This is a genomic window from Halobacillus litoralis, from assembly GCF_004101865.1.
Taxonomy (GTDB): domain Bacteria; phylum Bacillota; class Bacilli; order Bacillales; family Halobacillaceae; genus Halobacillus; species Halobacillus litoralis_A.
Genome location: NZ_CP026118.1, coordinates 2,166,952 through 2,186,730, shown reverse-complemented (window position 1 = coordinate 2,186,730; position 19,779 = coordinate 2,166,952). Strand labels below are relative to the sequence as shown.

17 protein-coding genes, 2 tRNA genes and 1 rRNA gene are annotated in these 19,779 nt (G+C 43.8%); 18 read left to right on the top strand and 2 right to left on the bottom strand.

Annotated elements, in window-relative coordinates:
- The first annotated feature begins 77 nt into the window (after positions 1–77).
- The 4 genes from yabP to HLI_RS11025 all read left to right on the top strand — a co-directional run bounded on the left by yabP (position 78) and on the right by HLI_RS11025 (position 1,838).
- The gene (gene yabP, locus HLI_RS11040; protein ID WP_128526864.1) at positions 78–383 is read left to right on the top strand and encodes a sporulation protein YabP; all 306 of its coding nucleotides are present in this window, start codon (positions 78–80) and stop codon (positions 381–383) included.
- Positions 380–970 carry a spore cortex biosynthesis protein YabQ gene (gene yabQ / locus HLI_RS11035; protein ID WP_128525009.1) on the top strand — a complete coding sequence of 197 codons (591 nt, stop codon included), beginning with the start codon at positions 380–382 and terminating at the stop codon, positions 968–970. Before yabP ends, yabQ begins: the two co-directional genes overlap by 4 nt.
- 16 nt (positions 971–986) lie before the next feature.
- Positions 987–1,370, top strand: a complete 384-nt coding sequence (locus HLI_RS11030; protein WP_128525008.1) for an FtsB family cell division protein — start codon at positions 987–989, stop codon at positions 1,368–1,370.
- Between the two features lie 78 nt (positions 1,371–1,448).
- Positions 1,449–1,838: a S1 domain-containing RNA-binding protein gene (locus HLI_RS11025; RefSeq protein WP_128525007.1), complete on the top strand. Its 390-nt coding sequence runs from the start codon at positions 1,449–1,451 to the stop codon at positions 1,836–1,838.
- 485 nt (positions 1,839–2,323) lie between these two features.
- Here HLI_RS11025 and HLI_RS11020 read toward each other — a convergent pair.
- Both HLI_RS11020 and HLI_RS11015 read right to left on the bottom strand, forming a co-directional pair.
- A tRNA-Glu gene (locus HLI_RS11020) sits at positions 2,324–2,395 on the bottom strand.
- 21 nt (positions 2,396–2,416) lie between these two features.
- Positions 2,417–2,493, bottom strand: a tRNA-Met gene (locus HLI_RS11015).
- Positions 2,494–2,770: 277 nt separating this feature from the next.
- Between HLI_RS11015 and spoIIE the strand changes: the two genes are divergently transcribed.
- From spoIIE to HLI_RS10945, 14 genes are all read left to right on the top strand, one after another.
- On the top strand, positions 2,771–5,218 hold the full coding sequence (gene spoIIE, locus HLI_RS11010; protein ID WP_128525006.1) for a stage II sporulation protein E: 2,448 nt from the start codon (positions 2,771–2,773) through the stop codon (positions 5,216–5,218).
- 65 nt (positions 5,219–5,283) lie between these two features.
- Entirely contained in the window at positions 5,284–6,021 is a 738-nt protein-coding gene (locus tag HLI_RS11005; protein WP_128525005.1) for a VWA domain-containing protein, read from the top strand.
- Positions 6,002–6,925 (top strand): protein kinase domain-containing protein, encoded by a 924-nt coding sequence (locus HLI_RS11000; RefSeq protein ID WP_128525004.1) that lies wholly within the window; start codon positions 6,002–6,004, stop codon positions 6,923–6,925. Before HLI_RS11005 ends, HLI_RS11000 begins: the two co-directional genes overlap by 20 nt.
- Positions 6,926–7,002: 77 nt before the next feature.
- Positions 7,003–8,397, top strand: coding sequence for a tRNA lysidine(34) synthetase TilS (gene tilS, locus HLI_RS10995; protein ID WP_128525003.1), 1,395 nt, complete (start codon positions 7,003–7,005; stop codon positions 8,395–8,397).
- An 11-nt stretch (positions 8,398–8,408) separates the two neighbouring features.
- Positions 8,409–8,948, top strand: coding sequence for a hypoxanthine phosphoribosyltransferase (gene hpt, locus HLI_RS10990; RefSeq protein ID WP_128525002.1), 540 nt, complete (start codon positions 8,409–8,411; stop codon positions 8,946–8,948).
- Positions 8,949–9,065: 117 nt separating this feature from the next.
- A complete protein-coding gene (gene ftsH / locus HLI_RS10985) occupies positions 9,066–11,114 on the top strand; it encodes an ATP-dependent zinc metalloprotease FtsH (protein WP_128525001.1) in 2,049 nt (682 codons plus the stop codon).
- 125 nt (positions 11,115–11,239) lie between these two features.
- A complete protein-coding gene (locus tag HLI_RS10980; protein WP_128525000.1) occupies positions 11,240–12,031 on the top strand; it encodes a type III pantothenate kinase in 792 nt (263 codons plus the stop codon).
- Between the two features lie 6 nt (positions 12,032–12,037).
- On the top strand, positions 12,038–12,928 hold the full coding sequence (gene hslO / locus HLI_RS10975) for an Hsp33 family molecular chaperone HslO (RefSeq protein WP_128524999.1): 891 nt from the start codon (positions 12,038–12,040) through the stop codon (positions 12,926–12,928).
- 171 nt (positions 12,929–13,099) lie between these two features.
- Positions 13,100–14,029, top strand: a complete 930-nt coding sequence (gene cysK, locus HLI_RS10970; protein WP_128524998.1) for a cysteine synthase A — start codon at positions 13,100–13,102, stop codon at positions 14,027–14,029.
- A gap of 185 nt (positions 14,030–14,214) precedes the next feature.
- Positions 14,215–15,048, top strand: a complete 834-nt coding sequence (folP, locus tag HLI_RS10965) for a dihydropteroate synthase (RefSeq protein ID WP_128524997.1) — start codon at positions 14,215–14,217, stop codon at positions 15,046–15,048.
- Positions 15,041–15,406, top strand: a complete 366-nt coding sequence (folB, locus tag HLI_RS10960; RefSeq protein WP_128524996.1) for a dihydroneopterin aldolase — start codon at positions 15,041–15,043, stop codon at positions 15,404–15,406. The genes folP and folB overlap by 8 nt, the downstream gene beginning before the upstream one ends.
- The gene (gene folK, locus HLI_RS10955) at positions 15,403–15,900 is read left to right on the top strand and encodes a 2-amino-4-hydroxy-6-hydroxymethyldihydropteridine diphosphokinase (protein WP_128524995.1); all 498 of its coding nucleotides are present in this window, start codon (positions 15,403–15,405) and stop codon (positions 15,898–15,900) included. Before folB ends, folK begins: the two co-directional genes overlap by 4 nt.
- A 349-nt stretch (positions 15,901–16,249) precedes the next feature.
- Positions 16,250–17,734: a lysine--tRNA ligase gene (gene lysS, locus HLI_RS10950; RefSeq protein WP_128524994.1), complete on the top strand. Its 1,485-nt coding sequence runs from the start codon at positions 16,250–16,252 to the stop codon at positions 17,732–17,734.
- Positions 17,735–18,122: 388 nt separating this feature from the next.
- A 16S ribosomal RNA gene (locus HLI_RS10945) occupies positions 18,123–19,689 on the top strand.
- The last annotated feature ends 90 nt before the right edge of the window (positions 19,690–19,779 follow it).

The window sequence follows — 19,779 nt, the reverse complement described above, 5'->3', positions numbered from 1 at the left end:
CAAGGCGTTTCCGCATTCGGTGTTCTAATTCTCTTGTTTTTTTCATAGTTTGTACAAGAGAAGGAGGCTGGTATGTGATGGAAGGATTCGAGAAGGTTCAAGGGAATCGGAGTGAGCAACCGGTTGAGCATAATGTTAAGATATGGAATAGAAGAAATATAGAAATTTCAGGTGTGAAAGAAGTGGACAGCTTTGATAGTGAGGAGTTCTTGCTGCAAACATCGATGGGTTATCTTGTGATACGGGGTAATAATTTGCAGATGAAAAATCTGGATTTGGATTCAGGTGTCGTGTCAATCAAGGGGAAAATATATGAAATGACCTACTTGGACGAGCATCAAGGGGAGAAAGCTAAAGGACTATTTAGCAAGCTCTTCAAATGACTTTGACCACTCAGTTCATCACCATTCTATCCATGCTCGGTGGAGGTTTGTTCGTCGGTGCTGCGTTGGATACGTTCGAAAGGCTATTCCGCAAAAGGAACAAGAGAAGCTGGTTTGAAATAGTTTTTCAATTGGGATTCTGGCTTTTTCAGGCCGCTTTTCTTTTTTATTTGTTGTATTTGGCTAACTATGGGGAATTGAGAGTGTATGTATTTGTGGCGATTGTCTGTGGTTTTGCTGCCTACCGTGCGTTGTTTCAGAACCTTTACTTACGAACGCTTGAAGTTTGGGTACGTCTTTGTATGACTATTTTGAGGTTTTTAAGAAAGATGATTTATTATTTATTTTTTCTCCCCTCGAAAACCATCATTTTACTTATTATTTCTTTACTTCTTGGCGTTTATAAGATACTTTTAAAGGGTATCATTATATTGTTTCTTGTCATATTTTATCCAATCCGGGTGTTTTTTCAGGTCATTTGGCGGTTCTTGCCGAAAAACATGAAAATTTACTTAAGGCATTTAGCAGGTTTTTTGGATAAAATAAAGAATACAATGAAGAACTGGATGAAACGAATCCAAAAGTAAAGGAGGCCAAACGCACATGGCAAAGGGACAGTCGGAGTCGGTAGCACGTCTGGATTCTACATACATGAAGCACTACGATGCCTATCTGGACAGACATCAAAGAAAAAAGAAGCGCTTAATTCGCCGTCTTGTTATGTTTGCCCTGTTAGTGGCGGTTGTTAGTGGCTCCATGGTGATGTATCACATGAAACAACAAGCTTTGTACTCTGAAAAACATGAGCAATACGAACAACTACAACAACAAATGAGTGCTTTGAAGGAAGAGGAAAAAGGTTTAGAGCAGGAGATTGAACTTCTGAATGACGAGGAATACGTATTGCAAATTGCGAGGACGAATTATTTCTTTTCCAAAGAGGGAGAAATCATCTTTAAAATGCCTAATGAGGACCCGTCATATTGACACTCTTTTCAAAGCTTATATATAATATATAGGAACGATACTTTTTTTATCGAAATTTTAAGGAGGAGCAATTTTTTTATGTCAATTGAAGTAGGCAGCAAGCTGCAGGGTAAGGTAACGGGAATCACTAATTTCGGAGCGTTCGTCGAGCTTCCAGATGGTAAGACGGGGCTGGTTCACATTAGTGAAGTTGCCGACAACTATGTTAAAGACATTAATGAACACTTAAGCCAGGGAGACCAGGTGGAAGTGAAAGTCATCAATGTCGGAGATGATGGAAAGATCGGACTCTCCATAAAAAAAGCAAAAGAAAACAACCGAAGCCGTCGTCCGTCTAAACCTCGTAAACCGGCTGAATCATTCGAACAAAAGATGAACAATTTTATTAAGGATAGCGACGAACGTCTGGCATCATTGAAAAAGCACACGGAATCCAAACGTGGAGGTCGAGGTTCTAAAAGAGGATAGCTTGCTGTCTAGGACAATGAGTAAAAGGTGCGCGTCTTTCATATAAAAGAACAGATCCATTTTGGATCTGTTCTTTTTTAATTCTATTGTTATTACTTAAAGGTGCAAGATTGTTGAAGACTCGATTCCGAGGTGAGGGGGTTCGTTACCTAATAAGGTATAGGGATGGTTCTGAAATAACTCGCTTTCCTGCGGGGGAACTGGCAAGCCCCCTCGGTCATTGAAGCAGAGCATCCGGAGATGTTTCCACCCCATCGGTCCCTTGCGATATCCGTTTTCCCAGCTACCATCTCCACATACAAAAGCCTCGAAACTGAGTCTTCCGGATGTGGGGGGCTTTAATTGAATAGTTCATAGTAGGAGGAGCTATTCCCATTATATAAAAAGTACAGCAGCTGTTTTTTTCGTATGCTTATGGATATAAAGAAAGTGCCGCATTCTCTATTATGAGAATGCGGCACTTTTTAGGACAAGAATGTTTCCGATGACCCGTACGGGATTCGAACCCGTGTTACCGCCGTGAAAGGGCGGTGTCTTAACCACTTGACCAACGGGCCTATATGTATGAAAAAAATAAATGGTAGCGGCGGAGGGGATCGAACCCCCGACCTCACGGGTATGAACCGTACGCTCTAGCCAGCTGAGCTACACCGCCATGTTGGAAAATGTTTTCTCAAAGTCACAAGGAATATAGTACACCATGAAAAAAAAACTGTCAACAAAAAATAAAAATATCAGATTAGTCTGTCTATTTCGCTAGGGAATGAGGGAGTTTTTTGGAGACATAAGGGTGTGGCCGGGGTTTAATTTGTAGAAAGAGCCTTTGTTTCTGTGAAAACTATCGAAGTTTTTGTTTCTGCTCTCCTGTTGTTTTGACAAAATGCTTGTCCAGCATGTGGTTTAATAGGGTTCACAAAGAAGGAGTGATGATGATGTTAGGAACAGTTTCAAAACGAGGAAGTCGTCAAGCAGCTGTACGAGGGTCAGGAATCGTTCAAGGGTTACAAAAGGTTTCGTTCGGTGCATTTTCTTTTATGGCGAACAAAGGGGTGTTCCATATGGTGTTGGCCTTATTGTTGGGGCGAGCCATTATTTTATCATCCATGGCCCCTTTTGGAGTCGCATTCCTCGCGGTGATCTGGTGGTTGAAGCGTCCTCTCGTCATACCCGTAACGATTGTAATGGCAGCCGGGGCTTCTACATACAGCTACGGCCATGCGGGTTTCGTTGTGGGGGCTTCCACGACTTTTTTGCTCTTAAGCCTGGCGCTGCACAAAACAAGTCACCCCCAGAGATGGCTGCCGACGCTAGCGCTACTGGCCAGTTTAATTCCGAGAACGGCCAGTTTGGCTTTACTGGATCGTTGGCAGCTGTACGAACTTACTTTGATGTTTGCAGAAGGAGTGCTCAGTTTTATCCTTGTACTTATCTTTATGCAGAGTATTCCTCTTTTAACACCACAACGATTTCAGCCTTCATTGAAAAATGAAGAAATTGTTTGTTTGATTATATTATTGGCTTCTGTATTAACAGGCATGATCGGCTGGCAGATCCAGGGTGTGGCCGTGGTCGACGTTTTTGCTAGATATTTAGTTATTTTGCTTGCCTTTACAGCGGGAGCAGCTATCGGTTCAACGGTAGGGGTGGTGACAGGACTCGTGCTGAGCTTATCAAACATGGATCATATCTATCAAATGAGCCTGCTTGCATTTTCAGGCTTGTTAGGAGGGTTATTAAAAGAAGGAAAAAAAGCCGGAGTCAGTGCAGGGCTTATCGTCGGTACACTGCTGATCGGCTTTTATGTAAGCAATGGCGCTGACTTGCCTGCTTCTTTATGGGCTACCGCCTGGGCGGTTGCATTGTTTATGCTGACACCTAATTCTTGGGTCAAACAGTTGTCCAGGTATATTCCGGGTACAGATGAACATCATTCGGAACAACAAAAATACTTACAAAAGGTACGTGATGTCACGGCAGTCAGAGTTGGTAAATTTTCTGATGTTTTTCATGCATTATCCAAAAGTTTCACCCATTTAGAATCCCCTAAGGAGGAGAGTGGAGAAGCAGAAGAAATAGATTATTTTCTAAGCCATGTGACTGAAAAAACATGCCAGTCCTGCTTCAAAAAAGAAAAGTGCTGGGTCAAGCAATTCGATGACACTCACGATCTGATGACAGATTTGATGTCTGAACTGGATGAGAAAGGAGAGCCGAGCAGGATGCTCAGAAAGAACGTCGATCAACACTGTGTGAAATCACAAAAGTTGATTGATACGATGAATCATGAACTATCTTTTTATCATGCAAATAAAGAACTGAAGCGCCAGGTTTTAGAAAGTCGTAAATTTGTAGCGGAGCAGCTTCAAGGCGTTTCAGATGTCATGAATAAATTTGCAGAAGAGATTGTTAAGGAACGAGAGCACCATGAGCATAAAGAGCAAGTGATCTACCACGCTTTAGAGCGGATGGGGATGGTGATAGAAAAACTGGAAATCTATTCTTTGGATGCAGGAAATATGGACTTGGAATTGGTCGTGGAGATTGACAACTATCGTGGGGAAGGAGCGAAAGTCATCGCACCAGTCTTGTCGGATATATTAGGAGAGACGATCGTCGTTACAATGGAAGAAATCTCTCCATATCCACATGGTAGGTGTTATTTGACGTTTGGTTCTGCAAAACATTATTCTATTGAGCCTGGAGTCGCCCATGCGGCTAAAGGAGGCGGGTTCATTTCAGGGGACAGCTTTACAATGATGGAATTAGGAAGGGGCAAATATGCCCTGGCCATCAGTGATGGGATGGGTAATGGTGAACGCGCACATGAAGAGAGTATGGAAACATTACGGCTGTTGAAGCAAATCCTGCAATCGGGTATTCAGGAGTCTGTAGCGATTCAGTCTATTAATTCGATTCTTTCATTAAGAACGAATGATGAAATCTTTTCTACACTGGATTTAGCCGTAATTGACCTCCATCAAGCTACATCTAAGTTCGTTAAGGTTGGAAGCACACCAAGCTTTATCAAAAGAGGGGAGCAGATATTCACAGTTGAAGCTGGTAATTTACCGATGGGGATCATTCCGGAAGTCGACGTTGATATGACGAGTGAGCAACTCAAGGCAGGAGACTTCCTTCTTATGATGAGTGATGGCATTTTGGAAGGACCCAAACAAATTGAAAATGTGGAAATGTGGTTAAAACGGAAAATCAGGGAAATTTCCACAAAAGACCCACAAATGATGGCTGATCTTTTATTAGAAGAGGTAATAAGGACTCAGTCTGGATCAATAGATGACGATATGACAATTATTGTCGCACGGATCGATCGGTATATGCCGGAGTGGACATCGATTCCTGCAGAGAAAAAAGAGGCCTAGAATAAAGTATAGATTTCCTCCTTTTCGGCGAAGATGGAAGCAACGAAACAGGAGGGATGAATAATATGAAACCAGGCCGATTGAAGCAGATTCTTTTGTTAACGGATGGATGCTCGAACCATGGAGAAGACCCGGTTGTGGTAGCAGCCCTTGCTCGTAACCAGGGAATAACGGTCAATGTGATTGGCGTTCTTGACGATCGGCAAAATGGCAGGCCACAAGGGCTTGAAGAAGTTGAAGCGATTGCCGAGGCAGGTGGAGGCGTCAGCCAAATTGTATATCAGAAAAGTTTGTCCCAAACCGTACAAATGGTGACGAGACAAGCCATGACCCAAACGATTCAAGGTGTCGTTAATAAAGAATTACAAGAGATCTTAGGGAAAAATCAAACAATCGAAGAACTTCCACCTGAACAAAGAGGGGAAGTAGTTGAAGTTGTGGATGAGTTAGGGGAGCAGTGTGACCTTGAAGTGCTTGTCCTAGTCGATACGAGCGCCAGTATGCATCATAAACTCCCGACCGTGAAGGAAGCATTATTCGATCTTTCCCTGAGTTTGAATGCAAGGTCAGGTTCAAATCAATTTAGTGTGTATGCTTTTCCTGATCCTAAGAAAACGATACGCCAAATGGTGGATTGGACTCCGGAGCTTGGTGAAATCCACGGTATATTCTCAAAATTGAACAGTGGCGGGTACACCCCGACCGGTCCTGCGTTGAAAGAAGCTTTATACAGTTTTGCAGGAATGCCTTTGCTTGAGCGCATACGAGATGAGGAAGATCCTTATGAAGAAACAGGCTTTTAACCTTTCACCTGGTATGTCTGTGAGGGGTAAGTGGAATGGGCATGTATATACCATAATCAAAAAGCTGGGCTCAGGGGCGTGCGGCACCGTTTTTAAGTGCCGTTCCCATCAAGGGGATACGTATGCCCTTAAGGTTGGCGAAGATAGCTCTCGAATGATGTTAGAAGTAAATATGCTCAAGAAATTCAGCAAGGTCCAAGGGGTGAAGCTTGGACCTTATTTTGTTGATGTAGATGATTGGGTGGATGGCACAGGAAAGACTTATCCATTCTATATCATGGAATATGTCGACGGTAAACCGCTCCCTCAATTTTTAAAGGGGAAAACACAAGAATGGGTGGGAATTTGTACAGTTCAGCTGTTATCGGATCTAGAAAACCTCCATAAAGAAGGGTATGTATTCGGGGATTTGAAGACAGATAATTTGTTGATGTCCTCCTCCCGTGTCCGTTGGATTGATGTAGGAGGGGTGACGTCTGTCGGAAGAGCCATTAAAGAATATACAGAGTTCTATGATCGAGGATATTGGGGGATGGGTTCGAGAAAAGCGGAACCTTCGTACGACTTATTCGCTGTAACTATGATCATGTTGGAAATGGCTTATCCGCAAAGGTTCGAAAAAAGTTCCCATCCTTTGAAAAAATTAGAAACGAAACTGGCTGCTTCATCCCTGCTCAAACCTTATCGGCGCTTTATCCAGCAGTGCTGGAAAGGAAAGTTCAAGAATGCATCAGAGATGAAAACCGGATTGTCTGATATTCTAATGAAGCGGCAGAAACCGCTTCCCTCATCTCGTATTAGGAAAAGGAGCGGCAGCGGGGAAGCAGAAGGTGCGGAATTGACAGCTTTATCGATAGTGGCTGGGTTAGCTTTCAGTTTTTCGATTTTTAGTTTTTGGTTTTGATAGGTATTCTTTTGCAGAACGTTAGAAGAGTGATACGATAAGTAGAGATAGACTGATTCAGACAGGAGGAACGTCAAATGGATCGGATTATCCATACGTTCATCTCAAAACACCAACTACTAGAACCGAATGATAAAGTACTCGTTGCTGTATCTGGAGGGCCGGACTCAATCGCCCTTCTTCATTTTTTGTGTTCTTTAAGAAAGACAATGCCTCTGAAAATTATCGCGCTTTCCGTTGACCATGGATTACGGGGGCAGGAATCCATGGAAGACCTTGATTTTGTCGAAAACATTTGTAATAAATGGGATGTAGAATTTGTCGGAACTTCAGTGGATGTGAATTCGTATAAAGAAGAATCAGGGAAAGGGACACAAGAAGCTGCACGTACCCTCCGCTACTTTTTTTTCGAAAAGATGATGAATACGTATCAGGCTGATAAGCTCGCAATGGGTCACCATGGGGATGATCAGGCTGAAACAATCATGATGCAGCTTGTGAGAAGTGCCCGCCCGGAAGCGGTCCACGGAATCCCTGTAAAGCGACCGTTTGCTAACGGTGAAATCATTCGTCCGTTGTTGGGAGTTTCCAAAGCTCAGATCGCCTCCTACCTTGCAACTCACCATATCGAAGCAAGAATTGATCCAACGAATGAAGAGACAGATTATACTCGCAATGCTTTCCGCCGGCATGTCTTGCCTTTTATGAAAGAACAAAATCCTAAATTCCATCAACATATGCAGGCGTGGAGTGAAAGGGTCAGAGACGAAAGGGTATACATAAGAGAGCAGGCGCAAGAAGTCCTGAAAACCGTTCATTTTTCTTCAAATGTTGAGAAATTCGTACAATTTTCAAATCGATCTTTTAAAACATTCCCGCTTGCTTTACAAAGGACAGCCTTTCATCTAATATTGAACTATCTGTATATGAAGCAAAACGAAGACATTTCTTATTTGCATGAAGAAATGTTCATGAACCTTTTAAGTGATGAAAAACCGAACGCAACCTTGGATTTTCCGCAAGGTTTAAAAGTGACACGAGCCTATGATGAAATCACATTATCTTTTCACGCTGCGCAGGAACCAGAAGCGTTCTCATACACCTTCCAACCAGGGGAGGAGGCAAATCTGCCTGATGGTTCGTTAGTAATTGCAGAGTGGACAGAAGAGTGCGAATCTGCAGGTCGGTATGTACACCTATGTGATTCCCATCACGTAAAGCTGCCTCTAGTGGTTCGCACACGAAAAGATGGCGATCGAATGCGCTTAAAAGGGATGAGAGGATCGAAAAAAGTGAAAGATATTTTTATCGATCAAAAAGTCCCTGCAAGATTGCGTGATACATGGCCGATTGTGACAGATCAAACAGGAGAAATCTTATGGGTGGTCGGTTTAAAAAAAGGCGGGGTTCTTATCGACCTGTCTTCAGGTCCATGGCTTCGGTTACAATATAAAAACAAAGCAGACACGTAGGAGGAGCAATCATGCATAATGAAATGGAAAAGGTCTTGATTTCTGAAGAGGAGATCCAGGAAAAGTGCAAGGAACTGGGAGCTCTGCTGAGCGAAGAATATGACGGGCGGTTCCCATTGGCAATCGGAGTCTTGAAAGGTGCTACCCCATTCATGTCCGATCTCTTAAAAAGAGTGGAGACCCATTTAGAAATGGACTTCATGGATGTGTCCAGTTACCACGGAGGTATGGAATCTTCAGGAGAAGTCAAAATTGTTAAGGACCTTGATACTAAAGTAGAAGGAAGAGATATTCTGATCATAGAGGATATCATTGATAGTGGACGTACGCTTGCATACCTTGTCGACTTGTTCAAGTATCGTAAAGCGAATTCGATTAAAATCGTAACACTTCTAGATAAACCGACAGGCCGTACTGCTGATATTAAAGCGGATACAGTAGGCTTCGAAGTCCCTGATGAATTTGTAGTCGGTTATGGGTTGGATTATCAGGAAAAATATCGAAACTTGCCATATGTCGGGGTATTGAAACCTGAAGTTTATGGTGGTTAATGAAAGGTTTGGAGCCATGGGTTTCAACACACTTGTTTTAAGGGTAATTAGTTGTGTCGTCCGTTTTTGTTATGGTAGTATTTACTATAGTTTTTCTCGTTTGGGAGGAGGTAGGCAATGAACCGGATATTTCGTAACACTATATTTTACTTACTTATCTTCCTCGTAGTAATCGGCGTGGTCGGTCTATTCCGAGGTCAAGGTGATGCGCAAACTGAATATAATGTCAATGAGTTCTACAATAAATTAAACAATGGTGAAATTGAGGAAATGACCATTCAGCCTGTCAATGGGGTGATTCGTGTCACTGGTCATGAGGAAGGTGCTGAAGAAGGGGAAACCTTCATAGCGAAAATTCCTGCAAATGATCAAGTCATATCAAATATTACACAAACCGCTCAAGAACAGAGCGTGCTAAGTGTCGAAGAGGAAGAGCAACCCAGTGCATGGGTGACTTTCCTGACATCAATCATTCCGTTCGTCATTATTTTCATCTTATTCTTCTTCTTGCTTAACCAGGCACAAGGTGGCGGAAGTCGTGTGATGAACTTTGGTAAGAGTAAGGCGAAGATGTATTCAGAAGAGAAGAAGAAAGTTCGCTTTAAGGATGTAGCAGGAGCAGATGAAGAGAAGCAGGAGCTTGTTGAGGTCGTTGACTTCTTGAAAGATCCTCGTAAATTCACTGCTGTAGGTGCCCGTATTCCGAAAGGTGTTCTATTAGTTGGACCGCCTGGTACAGGTAAAACGTTATTAGCCCGTGCTGTTGCTGGTGAAGCTGGCGTACCATTCTTCTCTATCAGTGGTTCTGACTTCGTTGAAATGTTCGTCGGTGTCGGTGCTTCACGTGTCCGTGATTTATTCGAAAACGCGAAAAAGAATGCCCCGGGCATCATCTTTATTGATGAGATAGATGCGGTTGGTCGTCAACGTGGCGCCGGCCTTGGTGGAGGACACGATGAGCGTGAACAAACGTTGAACCAGCTGCTTGTGGAAATGGATGGTTTTGGAGTCAATGAAGGAATAATCATCATTGCAGCCACAAACCGACCAGATATCCTAGACCCGGCGCTTCTGCGTCCTGGTCGTTTCGACCGTCAAATTACAGTGGACCGCCCGGATGTCAAAGGTCGTGAAGCTGTACTTACGGTTCATACGAAGGATAAGCCGCTTTCTGAAAATGTTGATCTGAAGACGATCGCTCTTCGTACTCCTGGCTTCTCAGGTGCCGATTTAGAAAACTTACTGAACGAAGCTGCTCTTGTAGCTGCTCGTGGAGATAAGAAGATGATTGATATGTATGATGTGGATGAAGCCATTGACCGGGTTATTGCGGGACCAGCTAAGAAGAGCCGTGTCATTTCTACGAAAGAGCGTAACATTGTTGCTCACCACGAGAGTGGCCACACGGTGATAGGTATGGTGCTAGATGATGCGGATATGGTTCATAAAGTTACGATTGTTCCGCGAGGACAAGCTGGCGGATATGCTGTCATGCTTCCAAAAGAAGATCGTTACTTCATGACTAAGCCTGAGCTATTCGACAAGATCACAGGTCTTCTCGGTGGTCGTGTCGCAGAAGAGGTTATGTTCGGTGAAGTAAGTACAGGTGCTCATAACGATTTCCAACGTGCAACCAGTATAGCTCGTAAGATGGTCACAGAGTATGGAATGAGTGAAAAACTAGGTCCGTTACAGTTCGGTTCCAACTCTGGAGGTCAAGTCTTCTTAGGTCGGGACATCCAGAATGAACAGAATTATAGTGATCAGATTGCTTATGAAATCGATCAGGAAGTGAAGAACTTCATTGATCATTGTTACAACCGTGCGAAAACGATTTTGACTGAAAATAAAGACAAGCTGGAATTGACCGCGAAGACATTGTTAGATGTCGAAACTTTAGATGCGACTCAAATCCGCTCCTTGTTCGATAAAGGACGTCTTCCTACGGATGATGAACTTGAAGAAATCGCAAGAAAAAACAATGCGAAAATCAAGAATAATACATCTTCTACAGACGAAGATGTACGTGTGAACATTCAATCCAAAGAAGATGAACGACAAGAAGAACAGGAACAAACAGGTGAGCATTCTGAAGAAGAAACTCATCAAAATGAAGAATCACAAGACGAGAATGACTCGACAGATTCAGAAGATCGTCGTTCTTAAATCATAGGGAAGCCACACCAGCCTTTTTCTTAAGGTGGTGTGGCTTTTTATGTGTCTATAGAGCGAAATGAGGGGTGCTTGTGATATGATGGTAGCCGAAGGAAATGACACGGGAGGCTATATTTATGAATTTTGTCCTTGATGTGGGAAATACCAATACTGTCTTAGGTGTATTTGAAAACGAATCGCTGCAATACCAATGGAGAATAAAAACTGATCGTCATAAAACTGAAGATGAATACGGAATGCTGATAAAATCATTGCTGGACCATGAGGGCCTTAAATTTGAAGATATTGATGGTGTCATCATTTCTTCAGTTGTGCCGCCTATTATGTTTGCACTCGACCGGATGTCTCGTTATTATTTTAAAAAGCAGCCCATGATTATTGGGGAAGGTCTTGTTGATCATGGCTTGCCGATGCAATATCCTCACCCTGACGAAATCGGGGCTGACCGGATTGTCAATGCGGTGGGAGCTATCGATGAGTATCCATTACCTTTAGTCATTATTGATTTTGGTACAGCCACAACCTACTGCTATATTAATCCGGCCGGTGAATATGTCGGTGGTGCTATTGCCCCGGGAATAAACATTTCGATGGAAGCTCTGTATGCAAAAGCCGCGAAACTTCCGAAAATTGAAATCAAAAGCCCGGAACACGTCATTGGCCAAAGCACAGTGGAGGCTATGCAATCAGGGGTTTTTTACGGATATGTCGGCCAAGTGGATGAAGTGGTGCGCCGAATGAAGGAAACTTCAGATCAACCCCCTACCGTAATTGCTACAGGCGGGCTGGCTAATTTAATTGCCGGACAGTCGAGAACGATTGATCAAGTAGATCCTTTCTTAACCCTTAAAGGTCTTCATAAAATATACCAGCGCAACAAAGAGAAAAAAGTTTTTAAAGGAGAATGATCAACAATGTCAGATTATTTAGTTCGCGCACTGGCCTATGATGGACAGGTCAGAGCTTATGCAGTACAGTCTACAGAAACTGTTGAGGAAGCAAGACGCAGACAGGACGCATGGACCACAACATCAGCCGCTCTCGGAAGAACGTTGACGATCAGTGCCATGATGGGGGCCATGCTTAAAGGTGACGATAAAATAACGATAAAAATTGAAGGGGATGGACCAATCGGGGCGATTATCGCAGATGCGAACTCCAAAGGGGAAGTCCGAGGGTACGTTAAAAACCCGCATGTCGATTTTGATTTGAATGCTGAAGGGAAACTGGATGTAGCCCGGGCTGTAGGCACATCAGGCACCCTGAGTGTCGTTAAAGACTTGGGGATGAAGGATCACTTCACCGGACAGGTGCCACTGGTTTCAGGTGAGATCAGTGAAGATTTCACTTATTACTTTGCTAACTCAGAACAAGTCCCATCAGCTGTAGGCGCGGGTGTCCTTGTAGATACCGATTATTCAATCCTCGCATCCGGAGGTTTTATCGTTCAGATGATGCCAGGGGCTGACGAAAAAACCACAAGCGAAATTGAAAAAAGATTGACTGAGATGCCTGCCATTTCCTCATTGGTGAGGGATGGAAACACTCCAGAAGAAATTTTACACACAGTTCTTGGAGAAGAGAATGTCCAAATCTTAGACACCATGCCAGTGAAATTTCAGTGCCGTTGTTCACGTGAACGCGTAGAAGTGGCCATTTCAAGTCTGGGGGATGAAGAAATCCAAAGAATGATTGAAGAGGATCAGGGGGCAGAAGCCAAGTGTCATTTTTGTAATGAAGAATATCTATTTGACGTGCCTGATTTGAATGGATTAAAATCCAATGATTCAGATTCTACCTCATAAAATAAACTTAAGACTTTAATAATAAATGACGGGACTTGTGTTTCGTCATTTATTAGAATCTTATTCAATAGATTTTTTCCGTTAAGAAGATTGAAATGTTTGACAATTGCTTTGATTTTAAGTACATTAGGTTTAAATCCTATAAAAATACTTGGTTTTAGGAGTGGATGTATGAGAATCGTAAACAATATCACTGAATTAGTAGGTCAAACACCTTTGGTAAAATTGAACGGTAGTGCTGAGGATGACAGCGCAGAAATTTATTTGAAATTGGAATATATGAACCCGGGGAGCTCAGTCAAAGATCGTATTGCTCTTTCAATGATTGAAGAGGCCGAAAAAGAAGGTCGTCTGAAGGATGGGGATACGATTGTCGAACCTACGAGTGGAAATACGGGAATCGGCCTGGCGATGGTTGCGGCGGCAAAAGGTTATAAAGCGGTCCTTGTAATGCCGGATACAATGAGTCAGGAACGTCGAAACCTTCTACGTGCTTATGGAGCAGAATTAGTTCTTACTCCTGGTAGTGAAGGAATGAAAGGCGCTATTAAAAAAGCGACTGAATTACAAGATAATCAAGGGTATTTCATGCCTCAGCAGTTTAATAACGAAGCGAATCCTTTAGTACACGAAAAGACGACAGGTCCGGAAATCGTCGAACAAATGGGCGATCAATTGGATGCCTTCGTATCAGGTATCGGCACAGGCGGAACGATAACTGGCGCTGGGAAAGTATTAAAGGAAAAGTATCCTGACATAAAAATTTATGCGATTGAACCAGAAGAGTCCGCCGTTTTATCTGGAGGAGATCCTGGTCCACACAAAATTCAAGGAATCGGGGCAGGTTTCGTACCTGGTATATTAGACACAGAGATTTACGATGAAGTGTACAAAGTCTCTAAAGAAGATTCTTTTGCAGCTGCAAGAGAAGCAGCGAGGAAAGATGGAATTTTAGGTGGAATTTCGTCAGGTTCTGCTATTCACGTAGCTAAGGAAGTGGCGAAAAAGTTAGGAAAAGGTAAAAAAGTTGTGGCAGTCATCCCTAGTAATGGGGAGCGTTATCTATCTACGCCACTTTATCAATTTGAAGACGAAGAATAATACGCTTGATCGTGAGAACTGCACCCGCTTTGGGTGCAGTTTTTTGTTTGTTCAGGAATTTATGAAATAAGCTTCTGTAGGCTTTAGAAAAGTTGTTGGAGTTAGCATGGTGCTTGCGCTAATGATAAGTATCTGAAAATGATGTAAAATAGTGAAAGAGTCATTAACGAAACGAGGGAGCAAGGATGGGCTTTCAACTACAAACAACTAATAAAACATATGACCTGACTAAAGAGACGCTCGTGATGGGAATATTGAATGTGACCCCTGATTCGTTCTCTGACGGAGGTCTTTATTTTGATATAGATAAGTCAGTTAACCAAGCCGTGGAAATGGAAAAGCAAGGAGCTCATATTCTTGATATTGGTGGGGAATCCACACGTCCTGGTCATGCCCCGGTATCCGTGGATGAAGAACTCAGCCGTGTTTTACCTGCTATTGAAGCAATAAAAGGTGTTGTCGGCATTCCGATTTCCATCGATACCTATAAAGCAGAAGTTGCTGAGCAAGCAGTGGCAGCCGGGGCTTCAATCATCAATGATGTATGGGGGGCGCGGAAAGAACCGCAAATGGCCAAAGTGGCAGCCCGATATAAAGTGCCGATCATTTTGACTCATAATCGAACAGACCAAAATTATTCCTCTCTCATTGATGATATGAAAAAGGACTTGGAGGAAAGTATCCAGATTACTAAAGATGCTGGAGTGGATGATGAGAAGATCATTTTAGATCCCGGGATCGGCTTCGCTAAAAGCCAGGAAGATAATCTTGAGGTTATGCGCCGTCTGAAGGATTTCCACGAACTTGGCTATCCGATCCTGTTAGGGACATCCAGGAAGTCTTTTATTGGAACAGTTCTGGACCTGCCTAAGGATAAACGTATGGAGGGGACAGGAGCAACTGTATGTTACGGTGTAGCCCAAGGGGTGCAAATCGTAAGAGTTCATGATGTGAAACCGATCGTAAGAATGACGAAAATGATGGATGCTATGCTCGGAAAGGATGAGACGGATGGATAAAATTTATGTAAACCAAATGGAATTCTGGGGTTATCACGGATTGTTTCCGGAAGAGAATAAATTAGGACAGCGTTTTTATGTTGACCTTGAATTGGAGCTGGATTTGGAACCAGCAGCTCAAACGGATGATATGACCAAATCCATTGATTATGGGGCCATTTATGAAGTGGCGAAGAAGATTGTGGAGGGGAAGGCCTTTCACTTGGTGGAATCAGTAGCTGAGCAAATTGCACAAGAGTTATTTGCACAATTCCTCATGTTAGATGCATGCTTAGTGAAAGTGTACAAGCCTGATCCTCCGATCCCGGGTCATTACAAATCCGTCGCTATAGAAATTCACAGGAGTCGGCCTTCATGAACACTGCTTATATTGCGCTGGGGTCCAACATAGCAAAAAGAGAAGAATTTCTGAAAGATGCTATTACCCTGTTGGATGAACATAATGATATCCAGGTGACCAAAAAGTCATCTGTGTATGAAACGGCACCTGTAGGTTATAAAGAACAAAACGATTTTTTGAATATGGTCATCAAGGTACAGACAAATTTACCGCCTCTTCACTTACTGGACTATTGCCAAGGGATTGAGCAAGAGTTAGGAAGAAAAAGAGTGGTTAAATGGGGGCCGAGAACGATAGACCTTGACATTTTGCTCTATAATCATGAAAATATGAAAGCAGAACGTCTTACGATCCCTCATCCTCATATGCAGGAAAGGGCGTTCGTAATGGTCCCGTTGGCGGACTTGGATGCTGACGTAGTCCTTCCTCATATAAAGCAGACAGTTGCAGAAGTGCTGGGACATCTACCAGCAACGGAAGTAGAAAGCATTAGAGAGTGGGGAAGCGTTTGAGATGTGGATATGTTTCACATGGATCGCTTGCTTCATTTGAAAAATGAAAAAGTGGCCATCATGGAACTGTGAAAACACGCGTCCTCGTACTTGAAATGTCTGAAAGAAAAGGTCCAACCCGCTCATCGTATCAACCAAGCAGAAACTGGAAAGACGATGCTCAACATCCCGTAAGACTTCGTAATGAGATAGAAGTCGGAATGTGAGATCCTTCACCTTTTGAGCGTTGACACGACTTAAGGACTTTTCTATACTAAACCATAGTTAGATACTGCCAGTGCTATGCTGGCAGTTTTTGTTATTGTGACGGTTTGAGCATTAAAATTAATTCAGGGATGGAGTGATAGCAATGACAGAAGAACTCAATGAACACATGCGGGTGCGTCGAGATAAGATGAATGCCCATCGTGAACAAGGCGTTGACCCTTTTGGTGATAAATTCGAGCGTACTGACTATGCAGAAGAACTTAAAGAAAAATATGATCAATATACAAAAGAAGAACTCGAAGAAAAGCAGTTTCCAGCAACAATCGCTGGTCGCATCATGACAAAACGCGGGAAAGGCAAAGCTGGGTTCACTCACATTCAAGATCTTACGGGCCAAATCCAGCTTTACATCCGGAAAGACCGCATCGGTGAAGAAGCATACGAGTTGTTTAATTCAGCTGACCTCGGCGATATTGTCGGTGTTACCGGAGTGATGTTCAAAACAAAAGTAGGGGAACTATCGGTTAAAGCGGATGAATTTCAACTACTTACAAAATCACTTCGTCCACTTCCTGAAAAATTCCACGGCTTACAAGATGTTGAGCAACGTTACCGCCAGCGTTATTTAGATTTGATTACAAATCCTGAAAGCAGAGATACATTTGTCCTGCGAAGTAAAATAATTCAGTCTATGCGCCGTTATTTAGATGGGTTAGGCTTCTTGGAAGTAGAGACTCCTCTTATGCACGGAATTCCAGGAGGGGCGTCTGCTCGTCCGTTTATAACACATCATAATGCTCTGGACATGCAGCTTTATATGCGCATCGCGATTGAACTTCACTTGAAGCGTCTTATTGTAGGTGGACTGGAGAAAGTGTATGAAATTGGCCGAGTTTTCCGTAACGAAGGGATTTCTACACGTCACAACCCTGAATTTACAATGATAGAGCTTTATGAAGCGTATGCTGATTACCATGACATCATGAACCTTACAGAGAACATGGTGGCTCATATCGCTAAAGAAGTCCTTGGCATGACGAAAGTGAACTATAATGATCAAGAAATTGATCTGGAGCCAGAATGGACGCGCCTGCATATGGTAGACGCTATTAAAGAGTACACAGGAGTAGACTTCTGGGAGAAGATGACGGATCAACAGGCTAAAGAGTTGGCTGATGAACACAGCATAGAGATTAAAGAAACAATGACATTCGGTCATATCGTTAATGAGTTTTTCGAACAACGGGTTGAAGAAAAGCTTATACAACCAACCTTTATTTATGGTCATCCGATTGAAATCTCTCCGTTAGCTAAGAAGAATCCTGAAGATGAGCGATTCACAGACCGTTTTGAACTCTTCATTGTTGGGCGCGAGCATGCGAACGCATTCTCTGAACTTAATGATCCGATTGACCAAAGGGAGCGTTTTGAGTCTCAGTTGAAAGAAAGAGAAGAAGGTAACGATGAAGCTCATATGATGGATGAGGATTTCCTGGAAGCATTAGAATATGGAATGCCACCTACAGGGGGGCTGGGCATTGGTATAGATCGTCTAGTGATGCTGCTGACCAATTCACCATCTATCCGTGACGTGTTACTGTTCCCGCAAATGAGGCATCGTGATTAATAAAGAGAGCCCCCGAATTTCACGGGGGTTCTTTTACATTATGAAAGGTCGCTTGGGTGAGTTTCATGATTATGTGATCTTGATAATCGTCAGAATAATTTTTTAATAAAAATAGTCTTGATTTTACTATCACAACCATGGTAAATTATTATTTGTCGCATTAAGAGAGGCGGCGAGCCGCAAACGGCTGACAAAATAATTCATGAAAAGTTGTTGACGATAACGACTAGACATGGTATATTAGTTAAGTCGCTGTTTTGAAGCGGCGCGCAACATTTTGATCTTTGAAAACTGAACGAACCAACCAGTACGTCAAGATATTTCTTCTTATAAAGAAGAGAATTGAAACAAGCACATTCGGTGTGCAAATGAGCAAGTCAAACTAACTTTTATGGAGAGTTTGATCCTGGCTCAGGACGAACGCTGGCGGCGTGCCTAATACATGCAAGTCGAGCGCGGGAAGCGAGTGGATTCCCTTCGGGGGTGAAGCTCGTGGAACGAGCGGCGGACGGGTGAGTAACACGTGGGCAACCTACCTGTAAGATCGGAATAACCCCGGGAAACCGGGGCTAATGCCGGGTAATACTTTTCTTCGCATGAAGGAAAGTTGAAAGATGGCCTCTGGCTATCACTTACAGATGGGCCCGCGGCGCATTAGCTAGTTGGTGAGGTAACGGCTCACCAAGGCAACGATGCGTAGCCGACCTGAGAGGGTGATCGGCCACACTGGGACTGAGACACGGCCCAGACTCCTACGGGAGGCAGCAGTAGGGAATCTTCCGCAATGGACGAAAGTCTGACGGAGCAACGCCGCGTGAACGATGAAGGTCTTCGGATCGTAAAGTTCTGTTGTTAGGGAAGAACAAGTGCCGTGCGAATAGAGTGGCACCTTGACGGTACCTAACGAGGAAGCCCCGGCTAACTACGTGCCAGCAGCCGCGGTAATACGTAGGGGGCAAGCGTTGTCCGGAATTATTGGGCGTAAAGCGCGCGCAGGCGGTTCCTTAAGTCTGATGTGAAAGCCCACGGCTCAACCGTGGAGGGTCATTGGAAACTGGGGAACTTGAGGACAGAAGAGGAGAGTGGAATTCCACGTGTAGCGGTGAAATGCGTAGATATGTGGAGGAACACCAGTGGCGAAGGCGACTCTCTGGTCTGTTTCTGACGCTGAGGTGCGAAAGCGTGGGTAGCAAACAGGATTAGATACCCTGGTAGTCCACGCCGTAAACGATGAGTGCTAGGTGTTAGGGGGCTTCCACCCCTTAGTGCTGAAGTTAACGCATTAAGCACTCCGCCTGGGGAGTACGGCCGCAAGGCTGAAACTCAAAGGAATTGACGGGGGCCCGCACAAGCGGTGGAGCATGTGGTTTAATTCGAAGCAACGCGAAGAACCTTACCAGGTCTTGACATCCTTGGACCACCCTAGAGATAGGGTTTTCCCTTCGGGGACCAAGTGACAGGTGGTGCATGGTTGTCGTCAGCTCGTGTCGTGAGATGTTGGGTTAAGTCCCGCAACGAGCGCAACCCCTAATCTTAGTTGCCAGCATTCAGTTGGGCACTCTAAGGTGACTGCCGGTGACAAACCGGAGGAAGGCGGGGATGACGTCAAATCATCATGCCCCTTATGACCTGGGCTACACACGTGCTACAATGGATGGTACAAAGGGCAGCGAAGCCGCGAGGTGTAGCAAATCCCATAAAACCATTCTCAGTTCGGATTGTAGGCTGCAACTCGCCTACATGAAGCCGGAATCGCTAGTAATCGCGGATCAGCATGCCGCGGTGAATACGTTCCCGGGCCTTGTACACACCGCCCGTCACACCACGAGAGTTGGCAACACCCGAAGTCGGTGAGGTAACCTTTATGGAGCCAGCCGCCGAAGGTGGGGCCAATGATTGGGGTGAAGTCGTAACAAGGTAGCCGTATCGGAAGGTGCGGCTGGATCACCTCCTTTCTAAGGATTTAGAACGGAAGCGTACTTGGTTGGTTGTTCAGTTTTGAGAGATCAAACGATCTTTCAATCTGTGAACCTTGAAAACTGGAT